The organism is Roseateles aquae, from assembly GCF_032337115.1.
Lineage (GTDB): Bacteria > Pseudomonadota > Gammaproteobacteria > Burkholderiales > Burkholderiaceae_C > Roseateles_C > Roseateles_C aquae.
Map to the genome: position 1 here is coordinate 97574 of NZ_JAVXZY010000008.1, position 14680 is coordinate 112253.

Genomic DNA, 14680 nt, shown 5'->3' on the forward strand with positions numbered 1-14680 from the left:
GCTTGGCCGACGCGGAGGTGTTGCTACTGAGCCCGCTTCGGGTCAAGACGCTGCCGGTCATCGGCGCTTGCCGGCCGTGTGTCGCCGGAGGCTTCTGAAGCTTGGCCCGCTTGAAGCGCGCAGTGAGATTGGCTGTCGCCTGCGACACCAGTTTGTGCTCAAGCCGCACAAATTTGTGCCGAGAACGCTTAGGTGATGGCCGGCGGCAGGCAAGGTGCCTGGGGCCGGCTGTGCTTTTTTCTTCAGAACAAAGGAGACCTTGATGAAGTTTGTCAAACCCTGGCGACTCGCCCCGCTGAGCCTTGCCGCACTGGCAGTGGCTGCACAGGCTCAGCAAAGCGGTGAGTCGATGTTCTCGTTTTCCGGCTTTGCCACGATAGGCCTGGTCGGCACCAACAGCAACGATGCTGACTTCGTCATTTCGGGCCAACCCCGCGGTGCGACCAAGTCGGTCAGCGGTGATGTGGACACCAAGCTGGGTTTGCAGGCCACGGCCAAGTTCAACCAGATGTTTTCGGCCACCGCGCAGCTGCTGACCAAGCAGAACGGCGATGGCAACTACAAGCCTGAGCTGGAGTGGGCCTTTGGCAAGGCGCAGATTTCGCCTTCGCTGGCAGTGCGTGTAGGCCGCATGGGCGGCCCGTTCTTCGCCGTGTCTGATTTCCGTGATGCCGGCTATGCCAACACCTGGCTGCGCCCGCCGCAAGACGTCTATGGCCAGGTGCCGGTCAGCCATTTCGATGGCGCTGACGTCAGCTACCAAATGCCTGTGGGATCGGCGACGCTGACCGCGCAGCTGTTCGGCGGCAAGTCCGACTCCAAGTTCGAGGGTGTCAAGGTCGATATGAAGAGCCTGGCAGGCATCAACTTGACGGCCGAGTTGGACAACGGCCTGAGCCTGCGCTTCGGCCATGTGCAGGGCAAACTGACGGTGCACAGCGAATCGCTGGCACAGCTGGTTGGTGTGCTGCGTGCGACGCCGTTTGCCTCGGTCGGCGATCAGCTTGACGCCACCAGCAAGAAGGCCAGCTTCACCGGCATTGGCGCCAGCTGGGATCAGAACGATTGGCTGGTCATGACCGAATACACCAAGCGCAAGACCGAGTCCTATGTGCCGGATACCACCGGCTGGTATGTCACCCTGGGCCATCGCTTTGGCAAGTTCACGCCTTATGTCACGCTGTCGCAACTGAAGGAGGACGACAGCAATGTGGTCAACACGATTCCGGCGGGCGTCAGCCCACAGCTGAATGTGCTGAAGGCGACGGTGGATGGCACGGTCCAGGCGCAGAGCAACCGGCAGAAGACCACCGCCATCGGCCTGCGCTGGGATGCTTACCGCAATATCGCGGTCAAGACCCAGTTCGAGCGGATCAAACCGGATGGGCCGGGCCTGTTCGCGAACCCGCAGCCTGGCTTTGGCGCCGGCGGCAACGTCAATGTCTACAGCGTCGCTGTGGATCTGGTGTTCTAAGCGGGAGGTCAAGCATGAAGTTCAAGTCATTGATCAGGACTGTCTGCCTCTTGCTGACATTCTGGGGGGCAGGTCTTGCCCAGGCCCAGGTGGCGGTGATCGTCAACCCCAAGAGCGCCACGGCCAGCATGACCGCCGACCAGGTCGCCAGCATCTTTCTTGGCAAGAGCAATAGCTTGCCCAGTGGTGCAGCTGCTCAGGCGGTGGACCTGCCCGAAAGCTCGGCGGTGCGCGACCAGTTCTACAGCAAAGTGACTGGCAAGCAGGCGGCGCAGGTGAAGGCCGCCTGGTCGCGCCTGGTGTTTTCCGGCAAGGCCACGCCGCCCAAGGAACTCGCCAGTGCGGCCGAGGCCAAGAAATTTGTGGCCGCCAATCCCGACGCGATCGCCTATATCGAGAAATCGGCGGTAGATGCCACGGTTAAGGTCGTATTGAGCGTCGACTGACTGTAGAGAATCGATGTGTAGGGCCGACCTGGAGGTCGGCCCGCGGTCCAGCGAAGGAGACCTTGATGAACGTTAAGACACGAATCTGGCTGTTGCCTGCGATGGCAGCCGTGATTTTCGCGCTCGGCATTGCCGTGGTGCTCGTGTATTCGACCCGCACCTCGGGGGCCATCCAGTTGGTCGGCGATGTCTATGCGCCGTATCACGATGCCACCGAGCAGTTGGCAGCCCAGCTTGATGGTCTCAGCGCGACGATCCAGAGTGCCGTTGCCGAAGGCGAGAAAAAGCGACTGGATGAAGCCAACGACCGTGCGGCTGCCATGCGCAAGACGCTGGGCACGATCAAGTCGGTGCAGGGCAAGGGCGAGATTGCTGGCAAGCTGCAGTCGGGCTTCGAAACCTATTACGCGGCCTCGGTCGAGACCGCGCAGCTGTTTCTGGGCATCAAGCAGGGCGATCAGGCCGGCGCCATCCCGAAGATGCAGGCGGCGTTGAAGGCGTTTGAAACCGTGCTCAACGAGTCCCGCGCCGATGCGCGTGAAGGTTTCGATTCCGGACTGGAGCGTGCCAAATCGGGGGTCTCGGCCAGCCTGACGGCGATCGTCGTCAGCGGCTTGGTCGTTGTGACGGTGCTGGGCATTGGCTCCTATCTGGTGATCGGCAGCGTCTGGCGCCAGCTGGGCGGCGAGCCTGAATATGCGGCCGAGGTGATGCGCCATATGGCCGAGGGCGATCTGTCGCAGCGTATCGAGGTGGCGCCGGGTGCTGACCGCAGCCTGCTGGCGGCGGTACGCGAGATGGCCGAAGGGCTGGCGGCCATTGTCGCCAATGTGCGCACCGGCACCGACTCGATCACCGTGGCGTCGCGCGAGATCGCGGTCGGTAACCATGATCTCTCGGTGCGGACAGAGAAACAGGCGACGTCGCTGGAGCAGACCTCCTCGAATATGCAGACGCTGACCGAGACGGTGCGCCAGAGCGCCGACGCAGCGGCCCAGGCCAACCAACTGGCCGGTTCGGCCGCTACGGTGGCACAAAAGGGCGGCGAGGTCGTGTCCCAGGTGGTCACCACCATGGACGAGATCAACGCCAGTTCGAAGAAGATCAATGACATCATCGGCGTCATCGACGGCATCGCCTTCCAGACCAATATCCTGGCCCTGAACGCGGCCGTGGAAGCGGCCCGGGCCGGCGAGCAGGGCCGCGGCTTTGCCGTGGTGGCCGGCGAGGTGCGCTCGCTGGCGCAGCGCTCGGCGGAAGCGGCCAAGGAGATCAAGTCGCTGATCGGTGCCAGTGTCGACAAGGTCGAGTCCGGCAGTCGCCTGGTGCAGAACGCCGGCGCGACGATGAGTGAGATTGTCGCCAGCGTGCAGCGGGTGTCCGACATCATTGGCGAGATCACGGCGGCCTCGGCCGAGCAAAGCCAGGGCATCACGCAGGTGAATCAGTCGATCGGCCAGTTGGACCAGATGACGCAGCAGAATGCGGCCTTGGTCGAGGAAGCTGCGGCGGCGGCCAGCAGCCTGGAGCAGCAGGCCAAGTCGCTGCAGTCGGCCGTCTCGACTTTCAAACTGGGGCATGGCGACTGAGCGCTACCGAGCTTCGTTGCACAGCGACGGCGCCTTCGGGCGCCGTCGCCTTTTTTGTGGTTCGCACCGCACTCTCAAAGGCACTTCCTATAATCCGCTCCCCTGCACCCGAGGTATCGCCTTGAAATTCCTGATCGACAACTGGTTCCTGGTTCTGGCCGCCCTGGTCTCGGGCGGCATGCTGCTGTGGACCTCACTCTCCCGTGCTGGCGGTGCCGGCGCCATCAGCACCGCGGAAGCGGTGCAGCTGATCAACCGCGAGAAGGGCGTGCTGATCGACGTCTGCGAAGCCGAGGAATATGCGGCTGGCCACGCGGTCGGCGCTCGCAACATCCCGCTTGCCACACTGGAGCAAAGCAAGCAGCTGCCCAGTAACAAGGCCCTGCCGCTGGTGCTGCTGTGCCAAAGTGGCGCGCGCGCGCAGCGCGCTGCTGGCATGCTGGCGAAGCTTGGCTACGAGCGGGTGCTGCCCGTGGCCGGCGGCCTGCGCGCTTGGCGTGAGGCCAATCTGCCGATCGAGAAGGCGGGCGCTTGAGCGCCGCCCCGGTCGCTAGCCGTGGAGCTTGGGCAATGAGCCGAGTGAAGATGTACACCACGCAGGTGTGTCCCTATTGCGTGCGGGCCAAGGCCTTGCTGCGCCAGCGCGGTGTCGAGCGCATTGAAGAAGTGCGCGTCGACCTGAATCCTCAGGAGCGCGATGCGATGGTCGCGCTGACCGGGCGGCGCACGGTGCCGCAGATCTTTATTGGCGACACCCATGTCGGTGGCTGCGATGAGCTGATTGCGCTGGACCAGCGCGGTGGCTTGCAGGCCTTGCTGCAGGCCGGCTGAAATGGTGGAGCGGCGCGCTGAGTCATAATGCGCGCCACTGTCGCGGTGCGTGTCAGCGCTGCGGCTTCACCGACGAAAGACATCATGGCCGAAGAGAACAACGCCCCGGTATTCCAGATTCAGCGCATGTACCTGAAGGACCTGTCGCTGGAGCAACCCAATTCGCCGCAGATTCTGTTGGATCAGACTCAGCCCCAGGTTGACATCAATCTGGCGCTTGCCGCTGAGCCCATTGCCGAAGGCCTGTTCGAAGTCTCGGTGACCGCCACCGTGACCACCAAGCTGGCTGAAAAGACCCTGTTCCTGATCGAGGCCAAGCAGGCCGGTATCTTCGAGATCCGCAATCTGTCGCAAGACCAGGTCGAAGGCATTCTGGGCATCGTCTGCCCGCAGATGATTTACCCCTATCTGCGTGCCGTGGTGTCCGACGTCTGCACCCGCGCCGGCTTCCCGCCCGTGCTGCTGACCGAGGTCAACTTCCAGGCCATGTTTGAGGCGCGCCAGCAGGCGCAGCTGGCCCAGCAAAACGGCCAGGCCGCAGCCACGGTCAACTGATCGCCATCGGCCGCGGCATCGCGGCCTTTGCCAGCCACGCGTTCGTGCGGGACTCCAGCCAGGAGCGACACACGGGCGCGTTGTCTTTTGCGGCGCTGCAGATCAGCGCATGATGGACACCATGAAGATCAGTATTCTGGGAGCCGGCGCCTGGGGCACGGCCTTGGCCGTTCAAGCCGCCGCCCGCCATGAGGTGCTGCTGTGGGCGCGCAGCCCTTCGGCCGCCGCCGAGATGCAGGCCAGTCGGCGCAACAGCTATCTGCCTGAGACCGAGCTGCCGGCAGCGCTGCAGATCAGCGCCGATCTGCCGCAGGCCATGGCCCACGCGGCCGAGGGCTTGATCATCATCGCCACGCCGATGGCCGCGCTGCGCGAGATGTTGGGCCAGTTGCCGGCCGGCAGCCGCTGCCTCTGGCTGTGCAAGGGCTTTGAGGCGGGCAGTGGCCTGCTCGGTCATGAGATTGCCCGCGAACTGCAGCCGCAGAGCGGCAAGGCGCTGCGCGTTGGCATCCTGTCCGGCCCGAGCTTCGCGCAAGAGGTGGCGGCCGATCAGCCGACGGCCCTGGTGGCCGCCAGCGAAGATGAGGCGCTGGCGCAGGCCGCCGTCAATATCTTTCATAGTGAGCGGCTGCGCATCTATACCTCCAACGATCCGGTCGGTGTCGAGGTCGGCGGGGCGGTGAAGAACGTGATGGCCATCGCGGTGGGCATTGCCGATGGGCTGCGCCTGGCGGCCGAGGCGAAAGGTCCGGTCGGCTCGGCACCGGGGCTGAATGCCCGCGCGGCACTGATCACCCGTGGCCTGGCCGAGATGCTGCGCCTGGGGCTGGCGCTCGGCGCGCGCAGCGAAACGTTCATGGGCCTGTCCGGCATGGGCGACCTGGTGTTGACGGCGACCGGCGATCTGTCGCGCAATCGCCGCGTCGGCTTGATGCTGGCGCAGGGGCTGCCGCTGGCGCAGATCCTCGTCGATCTGGGGCATGTGGCCGAAGGCGTTTACAGCGCGCCTACGGTGCTGGCCCGCGCCCGCGCCAAGGGGGTGGACATGCCTATCACCGAAGCCGTGGTCGCCGTGCTCGAAGGCCGCCTGAGCCCGGCTGCAGCGGTCGATTTGCTGATGGGGCGGCGCGCGCGCGCCGAGCATTGAGGCCATGAAACGCTGGCCGGATGTGGAACGGCGTGCGGCCTTGATGGCTGCGATGGGCGCGGTGGGCGTGATGCTGGCCGAGCGAAGCGTGGCCGCGGTAGCCGCCTGGCCATCGCGGCCGATCAAGCTGGTCGTGCCCTTTCCCGGTGGCAGCTCACCTGATCTGATCGCTCGCCCGATTGCTGAGGCGCTGGGCAAGGCCCTGGGGCAGACCGTGCTGGTCGACAACCGGCCGGGTGCGGGCGGCAATATCGGCACCGCGCAGGTGGCCAAGGCCGAGCCCGATGGCTACACGCTGCTGTTCACGATTCAGGGGCCGCTGGTGACCGCGCCGCTGCTGAGCAAGCGCCTGCCCTACGACCCGCAAAAGGAGTTGCAGCCCATCGGGCTGGTGGCCTCGTCGCCCAATGTGTTGGTGGTCGAGGCCAGCCTCGGCGTGCACAGCGTGGCCGAGCTGGTGCAACTGCTCAAGCGCCGGCCGGGGCAACTGAACTATGGCTCGGTCGGCAAGGGCAGTGCCGCGCATCTGGCGATGGAATCGTTCAAGCAGCGTGCCGGTGTTGACCTGCTCCATGTGCCTTACCTAGGCTTCCCGCAGGTGCTCAACGCGATGCTGGCCGGTGAGATGCAGGCCGCCTTCATGGTGCCGGCGATCGCGATGCCGCAGGTGCGGGCCGGCAAGCTGCGCGCACTGGCGGTGAGCAGCCTCGGCCGTGTGGCGGCCTTGCCGGAACTGCCAACGCTGCAGGAATGCGGCTATAGCGGCTTCGAGGCGATCTCCTGGCAGGCGATGCTGGTGCCGGCGCGCACGCCGCCGGCCATCGTCGAGCGGCTGTCGCAGGAATTGCAGCACATCGTCCGCAGTGATGAGCTGCGCAACCGCATGCTGACGCAATACTTCAGCGCCACGGCCAGTTCGCCCGAAGGCCTGGCGCTGCAGATGAAGGCCGAGCGCGAGCGCTGGGGCCGGCTGATCGCGGCGCTGAAGATCCAGCCCGAATAGCGATTCGCGTGCTCAGGCGCTGCCGGCGTAGCCGTTCTGGCGCCAGGCCTCGAACACGGCCACGGCCACGCTATTGCTGAGGTTGAGGCTGCGCTGGCCTGGCCGCATCGGCAGGCGCAGGCGCTGTTCTGGCGCGAAGCTGTCGCGCAGCGCGGCGGGCAGGCCTGCGGTTTCCGATCCGAAGACCAGCCAGTCGCCGGCTTTCCATTGCACCTCGGTCATCGGATGGCTGCCGCGGGTGGTGAAGGCGAACAGCCGCGCGGGGTCAGGTCTTGCGTTGGCCAGGAAGTCTTCCCAGCTGGCATGGCGCAGCAGGGTCGTGTACTCGTGGTAGTCGAGGCCGGCGCGCTGCAGCAGCTTGTCTTCCATCGAGAAGCCCAGCGGCTCGATCAGATGCAGCTGGCAGCCGGTATTGGCCGCCAGACGGATCACATTGCCGGTGTTGGGCGGAATCTCGGGATGGACCAGGACGATATTGAACATGGCGTCAAGTTTAGTGCTGCCTTAGGCCCTGGCCAGCACCCAGGCCTGGACCTCGCTCGCGCCGGCACGGCGCAGCAGCCGGGCCAGCTCGTTCAGCGTGGCGCCGGTGGTCATGATGTCGTCGACGATGGCCACGCGCTGGCCCTGCAGCAGCCCAGTCGCTTGCGGGTTGACCAGAAAGGCGTGGCGCACATTGCTGGCGCGGGCCTCGCGGTCCAGCAACGATTGCTTGTGCTGATCCTTGATGCGTTCAAGCGCCATCGGCGCATAGGCCAGCCCTCGCCGCGCGGCCAGGCGGCGAGCCAGCTCATGGGCCTGGTTGTAGCCGCGTTCGGCCAGACGAGTTGCGGACAAAGGGACGCAGAGCAGCAGCTTGGGCGGATGAACTTGAGCCGCGTCCAGCGCCGCTTCCATCTGCGACAGCAAGGCCGGCAGCAGCTCGAGTCGTTGCTGGAACTTGAACGCCTGAATGAGCGTGCTCCAGGGGAAGGCGTAAGGCAGGGCGGCTATGCAGTGGCTTAGCGGCCCGGGCTGGCGGCGGCAATCGATGCATTGCGCGCTGCCAGTGCCATATTGGCTCGCCGGGCTCGCGGCCAGGGGAAGGGCGCAAGTGCGGCAGCGCGCGATGCGGGATGTGTGCAGTTCCAGGCAGTCGTGGCAGAGGGCAGACGCCGTCCAGCTGCCGCACAGCGGGCACAGGCCCGGGCGTGGCCAGGGTCCCAGCCTGGCTCGGATGGAGGGGATTGCTGCGCTGGAGGGCAGGGCGGCCATCGGCTCAATATACTGCCGCGATGTCTTTTTCGCCTGAGTCCGCGGCCCCGCCGCCCCCCGCTGTTGATGCCCTGGCTGTCAAGCGCCAATCGCGCCGCCTGGCTGCCGAGACGGCAGCGCCCTGGTTGAATGCCGAGGTGTCGGCGCGTATGGCTGAGCGGCTGGCCTATATCAAGCTGCAGCCGGCGACCGTGCTGAACTGGGGCGCGGCGCTGTCGGGCAGCCACGAGCATCTGCAACAGGCCTACCCGCAGGCGGTCCAGTGGCTGGTCGACGGCGAGCCGGGCTTGCGGCAGCGCTCGGCACATGCGCTGCGCCGCCCCTGGTGGCAGAAGTGGCGCGCCGGTCCAGAGCTAGCTGTCCATGCGCCGGGCGAGCTGCCTGCTGGCGGCGCCCAGTTGCTCTGGTCGAACATGAACCTCCACGCCAGCGCTGACCTGCCGGCGACCTTCGCCACCTGGCAGCGCCTGCTGGCCGTTGATGGCTTTGTGATGTTCTCCTGCTTCGGGCCTGACAGTCTGGTCGAGCTGCGCGCGTTGTTTCGTGAGCAGGGCTGGGGCGAGCCGATGCCGGCCTGGCAGGACATGCACGATATTGGCGATCAATTGGTGGCGGCCGGCTTTGCCGATCCGGTGATGGACCAGGAGCGCCTGAAGCTCAGTTGGGCCGATGCGCCGGCCTTGTTGCGCGATCTGCGTGCCTTGGGTGGCAATACCGCGCCACAGCGCTATGCGGCGCTGCGCACGCCGGCCTGGCGCCACCGCTTGGAAGCGGCGCTGAACAAGCGCCTGCGTGCGGCGGACGGGCGCCTGTACCTGACGGTCGAACTGGTCTACGGTCACGCCTTCAAACCGGTGCCGCGTGTACCGCTGGCGGCGCAGACCGAATTCAGTCTGGAGCAGATGCGCGAGATGATCCGAGGCAAGACCGCGCCCCCTGGAGGCCAGTGAACGCCGAATTGGCGCGCTGAGCACGCTTTTCGCCGCATCGGCGACGCACAAAGACCACAGCGAGGCTCAACCCCTGGGCTAAAATCCGCGGCCGGTTGGATTCCCAGCGCTTCGAGCATAAGCCCGGCTTTGCTCAGAGGGCTTGAGCATGGTCAAACTTTGCTGACATCGCTGTTGCGGTGTATCAAAGACGCTGACGATGGCGCGACCGGGGGCTTGTCAGTATGGGCAAGCGCTGCGCTTGCGGGTGGAATCCTGGCTGATTGACATATTGGGGCCTTGCGGCAGGGATCAAGAGGTCCTTGCCGCAAAGCCCATGGCTTGAATCCGAAACAGAAGTGACGACCATGAAGATGATGAACGCACGTGTGCATCAGCTGGGGCGCCGTATCAGCCAGCTGGCGTTGACCTTGGGTGCAACGCTAGCCAGCCATGCGGCCCTGGCGGTGAGTGACCTGCCGGGTGGTCCGGCGGTCAACCAGCTGAACCTGCATCCGCCGGTCACCAAGATCGCTGCCGAGCAGATGTGGCTGCACAACATGATGCTGATCATCTGCCTGGGCATCTTTGTGGTGGTCTTCGGCGTGATGTTCTATTCGATCATCAAGCATCGCAAGTCCAAGGGCGCCGTCTCGGCCAACTTCCACGAAAGCGTGAAGGTTGAAATTGCCTGGACCGTCGTGCCCTTCATCATCGTGATCCTGATGGCCCTGCCGGCCACCAAGGTCGTTGTCGCGATGAAGGACACCACCAACGCCGACCTGACCATCAAGGCCACCGGCTATCAGTGGAAGTGGGGCTACGACTACATCAAGGGTGAAGGCGAGGGCATCAACTTCCTGTCCACGCTGGATGTCGCTCAACGTGTGGCCTCGGATTCGGGCACGCCGCAAGACGTTGACAACTACCTGCTGAAGGTCGACAACCCGCTGGTCGTGCCGGTGGGCAAGAAGGTGCGCATCATCACCACCGCCAACGACGTCATCCACGCCTGGATGGTGCCGGCCTTCGGCGTCAAGCAGGATGCCATCCCCGGTTTCGTGCGCGACACCTGGTTCAAGGCCGAGCAAACCGGCGACTTCTACGGTCAGTGTGCCGAGCTGTGCGGCAAGGAACACGCCTACATGCCTATCCACGTGAAGGTGCTGTCGGCCGAAGCCTATAGCGCCTGGGTCGATGGCGAGAAGAAGAAGCTGGCCGCCAAGGCTGACGATCCGACCAAGGAATGGAAGCTCGAAGAGCTGCTGGCCCGTGGCGAGAAGGTTTACAACGCCAACTGCGCGGCCTGCCACAAGGGCGACGGCAAGGGCGCTGGCCCGATCAAGGCGCTGGACGGCTCGGCCATCGTGTTGTCGGACAAGCATGAAGACCAGATCAGCGTGCTCTTGAATGGCCGCAACAACGGTGCCATGCCCGCGTGGAAGGCCCTGTCGGACACCGAGATCGCCGCGGTGATCACGTACACCAAGAACAACTGGTCGAACAAGACCGGTCAAGTGGTGCAGCCCGCCGAAATCGTGGCCGCTCGCAAGTAATCACTGGACGTCAGAGAAGGAATCAACATGAGTGCTGTGCTTGACCACCACGGTCATGACGTTCATGACCACCACGACCACCATGCCCCGACGGGCTGGCGTCGCTGGGTGTTTGCGACCAACCACAAGGACATCGGTACGCTGTACCTGCTGTTCGCCTTCACGATGCTGATGATCGGCGGCGTGCTGGCCCTGTGCATCCGCGCCGAGCTGTTCCAGCCCGGCCTGCAGTTCTTCAATCCGGAGTTGTTCAACCAGTTCACGACCATGCACGGTCTGATCATGGTGTTCGGCGCCATCATGCCGGCCTTCGTCGGCTTCGCGAACTGGATGATTCCGCTGCAGATCGGTGCATCGGACATGGCCTTTGCCCGGATGAACAACTTCAGCTTCTGGCTGATGATCCCGGCCGCCATCATGCTGGTCGCCTCGTTCTTTATGCCTGGCGGTGCTCCTGCTGCCGGCTGGACGCTGTACGCGCCGCTGACGCTGCAGATGGGCCCGTCGATGGATGCCGGCATCTTCGCGATGCACATCCTCGGCGCCTCGTCCATCATGGGCTCGATCAACATCATCGTCACCATCCTCAACATGCGCGCCCCTGGCATGACGCTGATGAAGATGCCGATGTTCGCCTGGACCTGGCTGATCACCGCCTATCTGCTGATCGCCGTGATGCCTGTGCTGGCTGGCGCGATCACGATGACGCTGACCGACCGCCACTTCGGCACCTCCTTCTTCAGCCCGGCTGGCGGCGGTGACCCGGTGATGTACCAGCACATCTTCTGGTTCTTCGGTCACCCCGAGGTCTACATCATGATCTTGCCGGCCTTCGGCATCATCAGCCAGATCGTGCCGGCCTTCGCCCGCAAGCGCCTGTTCGGCTATGCCTCGATGGTCTACGCGACCGCATCGATTGCCATCCTGTCCTTCATCGTCTGGGCTCACCACATGTTCGCTACCGGCATGCCGGTGACGGGCCAGCTGTTCTTCATGTACGCGACCATGCTGATCGCGGTGCCGACCGGCGTGAAGATCTTCAACTGGCTGGCCACGATGTGGCGCGGTTCGATGACCTTCGAAGTGCCGATGCTGTGGGCCGTGGGCTTCATCTTCGTGTTCACGATGGGCGGCTTCACCGGCCTGATCTGCGCGATGGCGCCGATCGACATCCAGATCCAGGACACCTACTACGTCGTTGCCCACTTCCACTACGTGCTGGTGGCCGGCTCGCTGTACGCACTGTTCGCCGGTGTCTACTACTGGGGCCCGAAGTGGACCGGTGTGATGTATTCGGAAGCTCGCGGCAAGATCCACTTCTGGGGCTCGCTGATCGCCTTCAACGTGACCTTCTTCCCGATGCACTTCCTGGGTCTGGCCGGCATGCCCCGTCGTTATGCCGACTACCCGATGCAGTTTGCCGACTTCAACAAAATCGCCACCATCGGTGCCTTTGCCTTCGGTCTGATGCAGGTCTACTTCTTCTTCTTTGTCGTCATCCCGATGATGCGCGGCAAGGGTGAGAAGGCACCGCAGCGTCCTTGGGAAGCTGCTGAAGGCCTGGAGTGGGAAGTGCCGTCGCCGGCGCCCTTCCACACCTTCGAAGAGCCGCCCAAGCTCAATGCCAGCGCCACCAAGGTGATCGGCTGAGGAGCCTGGCCATGACGACGCCCGTGCAACGCAAGAGCAACGTCCGGCTGGCGCTGATCCTGGCCTCGGTCGCGGCGATGTTCGCGATTGGCTTCATGGCCAAGATCGCCTATCTGGGCTTCTGAGCCCGTCGGACGCAAAGATGAGCAGTAACAGCGGCTGGAGTTTTGCCACGGCCTTGCGCAGGGACAACCTGCAGATGGTCGGCAAGCTCGTTGTCGTGGCGGCGCTGATGTTCGGCTTCGCCTACGCCCTGGTGCCGCTGTACCGCGCCGTCTGTACGGCGCTGGGCATCAACGTGCTGTCGCTGTCGGAGCGTAACCATGCGGTGCGTGCCGAGGATGTGAAGAACACCCAGGTGGACCGGAGCCGCAGCATCAGCATCGAGTTCGATGCCAATGCCCGCGGCCCCTGGGACTTCAAGCCGGCCGTGCGCCACTTGGAAGTCCATCCGGGCGAGCTGACGACGGTGATGTACGAGTTCAAGAATGTGCAGAACCGGACCATGTCGGCCCAGGCCATTCCCAGCTACGCGCCGAAGCAGGCCACACCGCACTTCAACAAGCTGGAGTGCTTCTGCTTCAACGAGTACACGTTGGCGCCGGGCGAGTCCAAGCAGTGGCCGGTGGTGTTCGTGATCGATCCCAAGCTGCCCAAGGATGTGAAAACCATTACCTTGTCTTACACCTTCTTTGAGGTGGCCGGCAAGAAGGCAGCGCAGGCGCCTGTCAAGGCCTTGCCGGGAGCCGGCGCATGAAGGCTGGCGAAGACATCAAGCAGGCCGTGGCCCGCAAGGGTTCTTTTCTGCAGACCTTTAAGGCCGTGGCCTGGTCGTTTTTCGGCATTCGCAAGGGTGCCGCGTATGAGAAAGATGTGGCTCAGCTCAACCCGGTGCATGTGATCATCGCCGGGGTGATCGGGGCGGCAATGTTTGTGGTGGTGCTGGTGCTGCTGGTCAATTGGGTGATTGGCAGCGGCGTAGCCGGCAACTGAAGCAATTGGTTAGAACGGTAGCGTTCGAGTTCGAGGAGATAAGCATGTCGGCAGCGACGACTCACGGGAAGACTCCCTACTATTTTGTGCCCGGTCCTTCGCGGCACCCGGTGATGGCCGCGATCGGCTTGTTCTTCGTGATCCTGGGCGCAGGCCAGTGGATCAACGATCACCATTGGGGCATGTACTCCCTGATTTTCGGTCTGCTGTGGTGGGCTTTTGTGCTCAAGCAGTGGTTCGGCGACGCCATCCGCGAAAGCGAAGGCGGGCTGTACAGCGACCGCATCGACCTGTCCTTCCGCTGGAGCATGGGCTGGTTCATCTTCTCGGAAGTGATGTTCTTTGCCGCCTTCTTTGGCGCGCTTTACTGGGCGCGTCAGCACTCGGTGCCGATGCTGGGCAGCCTGGACAACGCACTGCTGTGGCCCGACTTCAAGGCCCTGTGGCCCAGTTCGGCGGCCGGCATGACGGCGTCGCCGGCCGGTACCGTTGAGCCCTTCCAGACCATGGGCCCCTGGCCGATCCCGACCATCAACACCGCGCTGCTGTTGACCTCGGGCGTGACGCTGACCATCGCCCACCACGCACTGATCGCCGGCAACCGCGGCAAGACCATCGCCTTCATGTGGCTGACGGTGATCCTCGGCATCGTCTTCCTGGGCTTCCAGGGCTATGAGTACGCGCACGCCTACCATGAGCTGAACCTGAAGCTGAGCTCGGGCATCTACGGCTCGACCTTCTTCATGCTGACTGGCTTCCACGGCTTCCACGTGTTCGTGGGCATGCTGATGCTGCTGTTCATCACGCTGCGTCTGATGAAGGGCCATTTCAGCGCCGATCGCCACTTCGGTTTCGAAGGCGCCGCCTGGTACTGGCACTTTGTGGACGTGGTCTGGCTGGGCCTGTACATCATCGTCTACTGGATGTAAGACGGTGTCGGGCCTGGCCCGCCAAAGACAAAGCGCCGCATCTGCGGCGCTTTTTTCGTGGTGCAAGGCCGGGCTGAGGGCTTTGCTCAGTGTCCGACCGGCAGTCCGGTGGGCTGTATCCAGCCCATCAGATAGCTGACGAGGATGAACAGGAACAGTGCCACCGACAGCCCGATGCGCACGGTCAGCGCGCGGGCCATATTGGGTTTGCTGCCGGGCGTCTTGCCACCGCGTTTCAGCATGAACAGGCCGGCGGCGAACAGCGCGCCGATGATGCCGATGAAGGCGATAGCAACGATGAGTTTCATGGGCGCCGATTATTCC

18 protein-coding genes are annotated in these 14680 nt (G+C 64.0%); 15 read left to right on the forward strand and 3 right to left on the reverse strand.

Translation table 11 applies throughout. From position 1 onward, the window contains the following. The first annotated feature begins 262 nt into the window (after nt 1-262). The 8 genes from RQP53_RS18095 (at nt 263) to RQP53_RS18130 (ending at nt 7045) form a co-directional block, all read left to right on the forward strand. Nucleotides 263-1474 (forward strand): porin, encoded by a 1212-nt coding sequence (locus tag RQP53_RS18095; protein ID WP_315652082.1) that lies wholly within the window; start codon nt 263-265, stop codon nt 1472-1474. A 14-nt stretch (nt 1475-1488) separates the two neighbouring features. After that, on the forward strand, nt 1489-1920 hold the full coding sequence (locus RQP53_RS18100; RefSeq protein ID WP_315652083.1) for a type 2 periplasmic-binding domain-containing protein: 432 nt from the start codon (nt 1489-1491) through the stop codon (nt 1918-1920). A gap of 101 nt (nt 1921-2021) precedes the next feature. Next, entirely contained in the window at nt 2022-3509 is a 1488-nt protein-coding gene (locus RQP53_RS18105) for a methyl-accepting chemotaxis protein (protein ID WP_315652084.1), read from the forward strand. 121 nt (nt 3510-3630) lie between these two features. After that, entirely contained in the window at nt 3631-4044 is a 414-nt protein-coding gene (locus RQP53_RS18110) for a rhodanese-like domain-containing protein (protein ID WP_315652252.1), read from the forward strand. 35 nt (nt 4045-4079) lie between these two features. Further along, a complete protein-coding gene (gene grxC, locus RQP53_RS18115) occupies nt 4080-4340 on the forward strand; it encodes a glutaredoxin 3 (RefSeq protein ID WP_315652085.1) in 261 nt (86 codons plus the stop codon). 84 nt (nt 4341-4424) lie between these two features. Then, nucleotides 4425-4895, forward strand: a complete 471-nt coding sequence (gene secB, locus RQP53_RS18120) for a protein-export chaperone SecB (protein ID WP_315652086.1) — start codon at nt 4425-4427, stop codon at nt 4893-4895. Nucleotides 4896-5016: 121 nt separating this feature from the next. Then, nucleotides 5017-6042: an NAD(P)H-dependent glycerol-3-phosphate dehydrogenase gene (locus tag RQP53_RS18125; RefSeq protein WP_315652087.1), complete on the forward strand. Its 1026-nt coding sequence runs from the start codon at nt 5017-5019 to the stop codon at nt 6040-6042. A gap of 4 nt (nt 6043-6046) precedes the next feature. After that, on the forward strand, nt 6047-7045 hold the full coding sequence (locus tag RQP53_RS18130) for a Bug family tripartite tricarboxylate transporter substrate binding protein (RefSeq protein ID WP_434064120.1): 999 nt from the start codon (nt 6047-6049) through the stop codon (nt 7043-7045). A gap of 12 nt (nt 7046-7057) precedes the next feature. Here the strand turns inward: RQP53_RS18130 and trmL are convergent, their stop codons facing one another. Together trmL and RQP53_RS18140 are read right to left on the reverse strand one after the other, a co-directional pair. Further along, nucleotides 7058-7528: a tRNA (uridine(34)/cytosine(34)/5-carboxymethylaminomethyluridine(34)-2'-O)-methyltransferase TrmL gene (trmL, locus tag RQP53_RS18135; protein WP_315652088.1), complete on the reverse strand. Its 471-nt coding sequence runs from the start codon at nt 7526-7528 to the stop codon at nt 7058-7060. 21 nt (nt 7529-7549) lie between these two features. Then, nucleotides 7550-7954 carry a ComF family protein gene (locus tag RQP53_RS18140; RefSeq protein WP_315652089.1) on the reverse strand — a complete coding sequence of 135 codons (405 nt, stop codon included), beginning with the start codon at nt 7952-7954 and terminating at the stop codon, nt 7550-7552. 365 nt (nt 7955-8319) lie between these two features. Here RQP53_RS18140 and RQP53_RS18145 point away from each other — a divergent pair, with 365 nt between their 5' ends. The 7 genes from RQP53_RS18145 to RQP53_RS18175 all read left to right on the forward strand — a co-directional run bounded on the left by RQP53_RS18145 (nt 8320) and on the right by RQP53_RS18175 (nt 14356). Then, entirely contained in the window at nt 8320-9249 is a 930-nt protein-coding gene (locus RQP53_RS18145) for a biotin synthase (protein WP_315652090.1), read from the forward strand. A gap of 356 nt (nt 9250-9605) precedes the next feature. Beyond that, nucleotides 9606-10784 (forward strand): cytochrome c oxidase subunit II, encoded by a 1179-nt coding sequence (gene coxB / locus RQP53_RS18150; protein ID WP_315652254.1) that lies wholly within the window; start codon nt 9606-9608, stop codon nt 10782-10784. A gap of 27 nt (nt 10785-10811) precedes the next feature. Continuing rightward, nucleotides 10812-12434, forward strand: a complete 1623-nt coding sequence (gene ctaD, locus RQP53_RS18155; RefSeq protein WP_315652091.1) for a cytochrome c oxidase subunit I — start codon at nt 10812-10814, stop codon at nt 12432-12434. Between the two features lie 11 nt (nt 12435-12445). Next, nucleotides 12446-12559: a cytochrome oxidase small assembly protein gene (locus RQP53_RS18160; RefSeq protein ID WP_315652092.1), complete on the forward strand. Its 114-nt coding sequence runs from the start codon at nt 12446-12448 to the stop codon at nt 12557-12559. Nucleotides 12560-12576: 17 nt separating this feature from the next. Next, the gene (locus RQP53_RS18165; protein ID WP_315652093.1) at nt 12577-13191 is read left to right on the forward strand and encodes a cytochrome c oxidase assembly protein; all 615 of its coding nucleotides are present in this window, start codon (nt 12577-12579) and stop codon (nt 13189-13191) included. Next, nucleotides 13188-13427 (forward strand): DUF2970 domain-containing protein, encoded by a 240-nt coding sequence (locus tag RQP53_RS18170; RefSeq protein ID WP_315652094.1) that lies wholly within the window; start codon nt 13188-13190, stop codon nt 13425-13427. Before RQP53_RS18165 ends, RQP53_RS18170 begins: the two co-directional genes overlap by 4 nt. A 44-nt stretch (nt 13428-13471) precedes the next feature. Beyond that, nucleotides 13472-14356, forward strand: coding sequence for a cytochrome c oxidase subunit 3 (locus RQP53_RS18175; protein WP_315652095.1), 885 nt, complete (start codon nt 13472-13474; stop codon nt 14354-14356). A gap of 86 nt (nt 14357-14442) precedes the next feature. On the opposite strand, the gene RQP53_RS18180 is transcribed toward RQP53_RS18175, so the two are convergent. Next, nucleotides 14443-14664: a twin transmembrane helix small protein gene (locus tag RQP53_RS18180; protein ID WP_315652096.1), complete on the reverse strand. Its 222-nt coding sequence runs from the start codon at nt 14662-14664 to the stop codon at nt 14443-14445. Nucleotides 14665-14680 lie beyond the last annotated feature (16 nt).

What these genes read in the sequence shown, in the direction of transcription:
- RQP53_RS18165 (WP_315652093.1), top strand. Translation starts at nt 12,577, where the DNA reads ATGAGCAGTAACAGCGGCTGGAGTTTTGCCACGGCCTTGCGCAGGGAC.
- RQP53_RS18100 (WP_315652083.1), top strand. Translation starts at nt 1,489, where the DNA reads ATGAAGTTCAAGTCATTGATCAGGACTGTCTGCCTCTTGCTGACATTC.
- RQP53_RS18175 (WP_315652095.1), top strand. Translation starts at nt 13,472, where the DNA reads ATGTCGGCAGCGACGACTCACGGGAAGACTCCCTACTATTTTGTGCCC.
- trmL (WP_315652088.1), bottom strand. Translation starts at nt 7,528, where the DNA reads ATGTTCAATATCGTCCTGGTCCATCCCGAGATTCCGCCCAACACCGGC.
- RQP53_RS18160 (WP_315652092.1), top strand. Translation starts at nt 12,446, where the DNA reads ATGACGACGCCCGTGCAACGCAAGAGCAACGTCCGGCTGGCGCTGATC.
- RQP53_RS18125 (WP_315652087.1), top strand. Translation starts at nt 5,017, where the DNA reads ATGAAGATCAGTATTCTGGGAGCCGGCGCCTGGGGCACGGCCTTGGCC.
- secB (WP_315652086.1), top strand. Translation starts at nt 4,425, where the DNA reads ATGGCCGAAGAGAACAACGCCCCGGTATTCCAGATTCAGCGCATGTAC.
- coxB (WP_315652254.1), top strand. Translation starts at nt 9,606, where the DNA reads ATGAACGCACGTGTGCATCAGCTGGGGCGCCGTATCAGCCAGCTGGCG.
- ctaD (WP_315652091.1), top strand. Translation starts at nt 10,812, where the DNA reads ATGAGTGCTGTGCTTGACCACCACGGTCATGACGTTCATGACCACCAC.
- grxC (WP_315652085.1), top strand. Translation starts at nt 4,080, where the DNA reads ATGAGCCGAGTGAAGATGTACACCACGCAGGTGTGTCCCTATTGCGTG.
- RQP53_RS18130 (WP_434064120.1), top strand. Translation starts at nt 6,047, where the DNA reads ATGAAACGCTGGCCGGATGTGGAACGGCGTGCGGCCTTGATGGCTGCG.
- RQP53_RS18095 (WP_315652082.1), top strand. Translation starts at nt 263, where the DNA reads ATGAAGTTTGTCAAACCCTGGCGACTCGCCCCGCTGAGCCTTGCCGCA.
- RQP53_RS18105 (WP_315652084.1), top strand. Translation starts at nt 2,022, where the DNA reads ATGGCAGCCGTGATTTTCGCGCTCGGCATTGCCGTGGTGCTCGTGTAT.
- RQP53_RS18180 (WP_315652096.1), bottom strand. Translation starts at nt 14,664, where the DNA reads ATGAAACTCATCGTTGCTATCGCCTTCATCGGCATCATCGGCGCGCTG.
- RQP53_RS18170 (WP_315652094.1), top strand. Translation starts at nt 13,188, where the DNA reads ATGAAGGCTGGCGAAGACATCAAGCAGGCCGTGGCCCGCAAGGGTTCT.
- RQP53_RS18145 (WP_315652090.1), top strand. Translation starts at nt 8,320, where the DNA reads ATGTCTTTTTCGCCTGAGTCCGCGGCCCCGCCGCCCCCCGCTGTTGAT.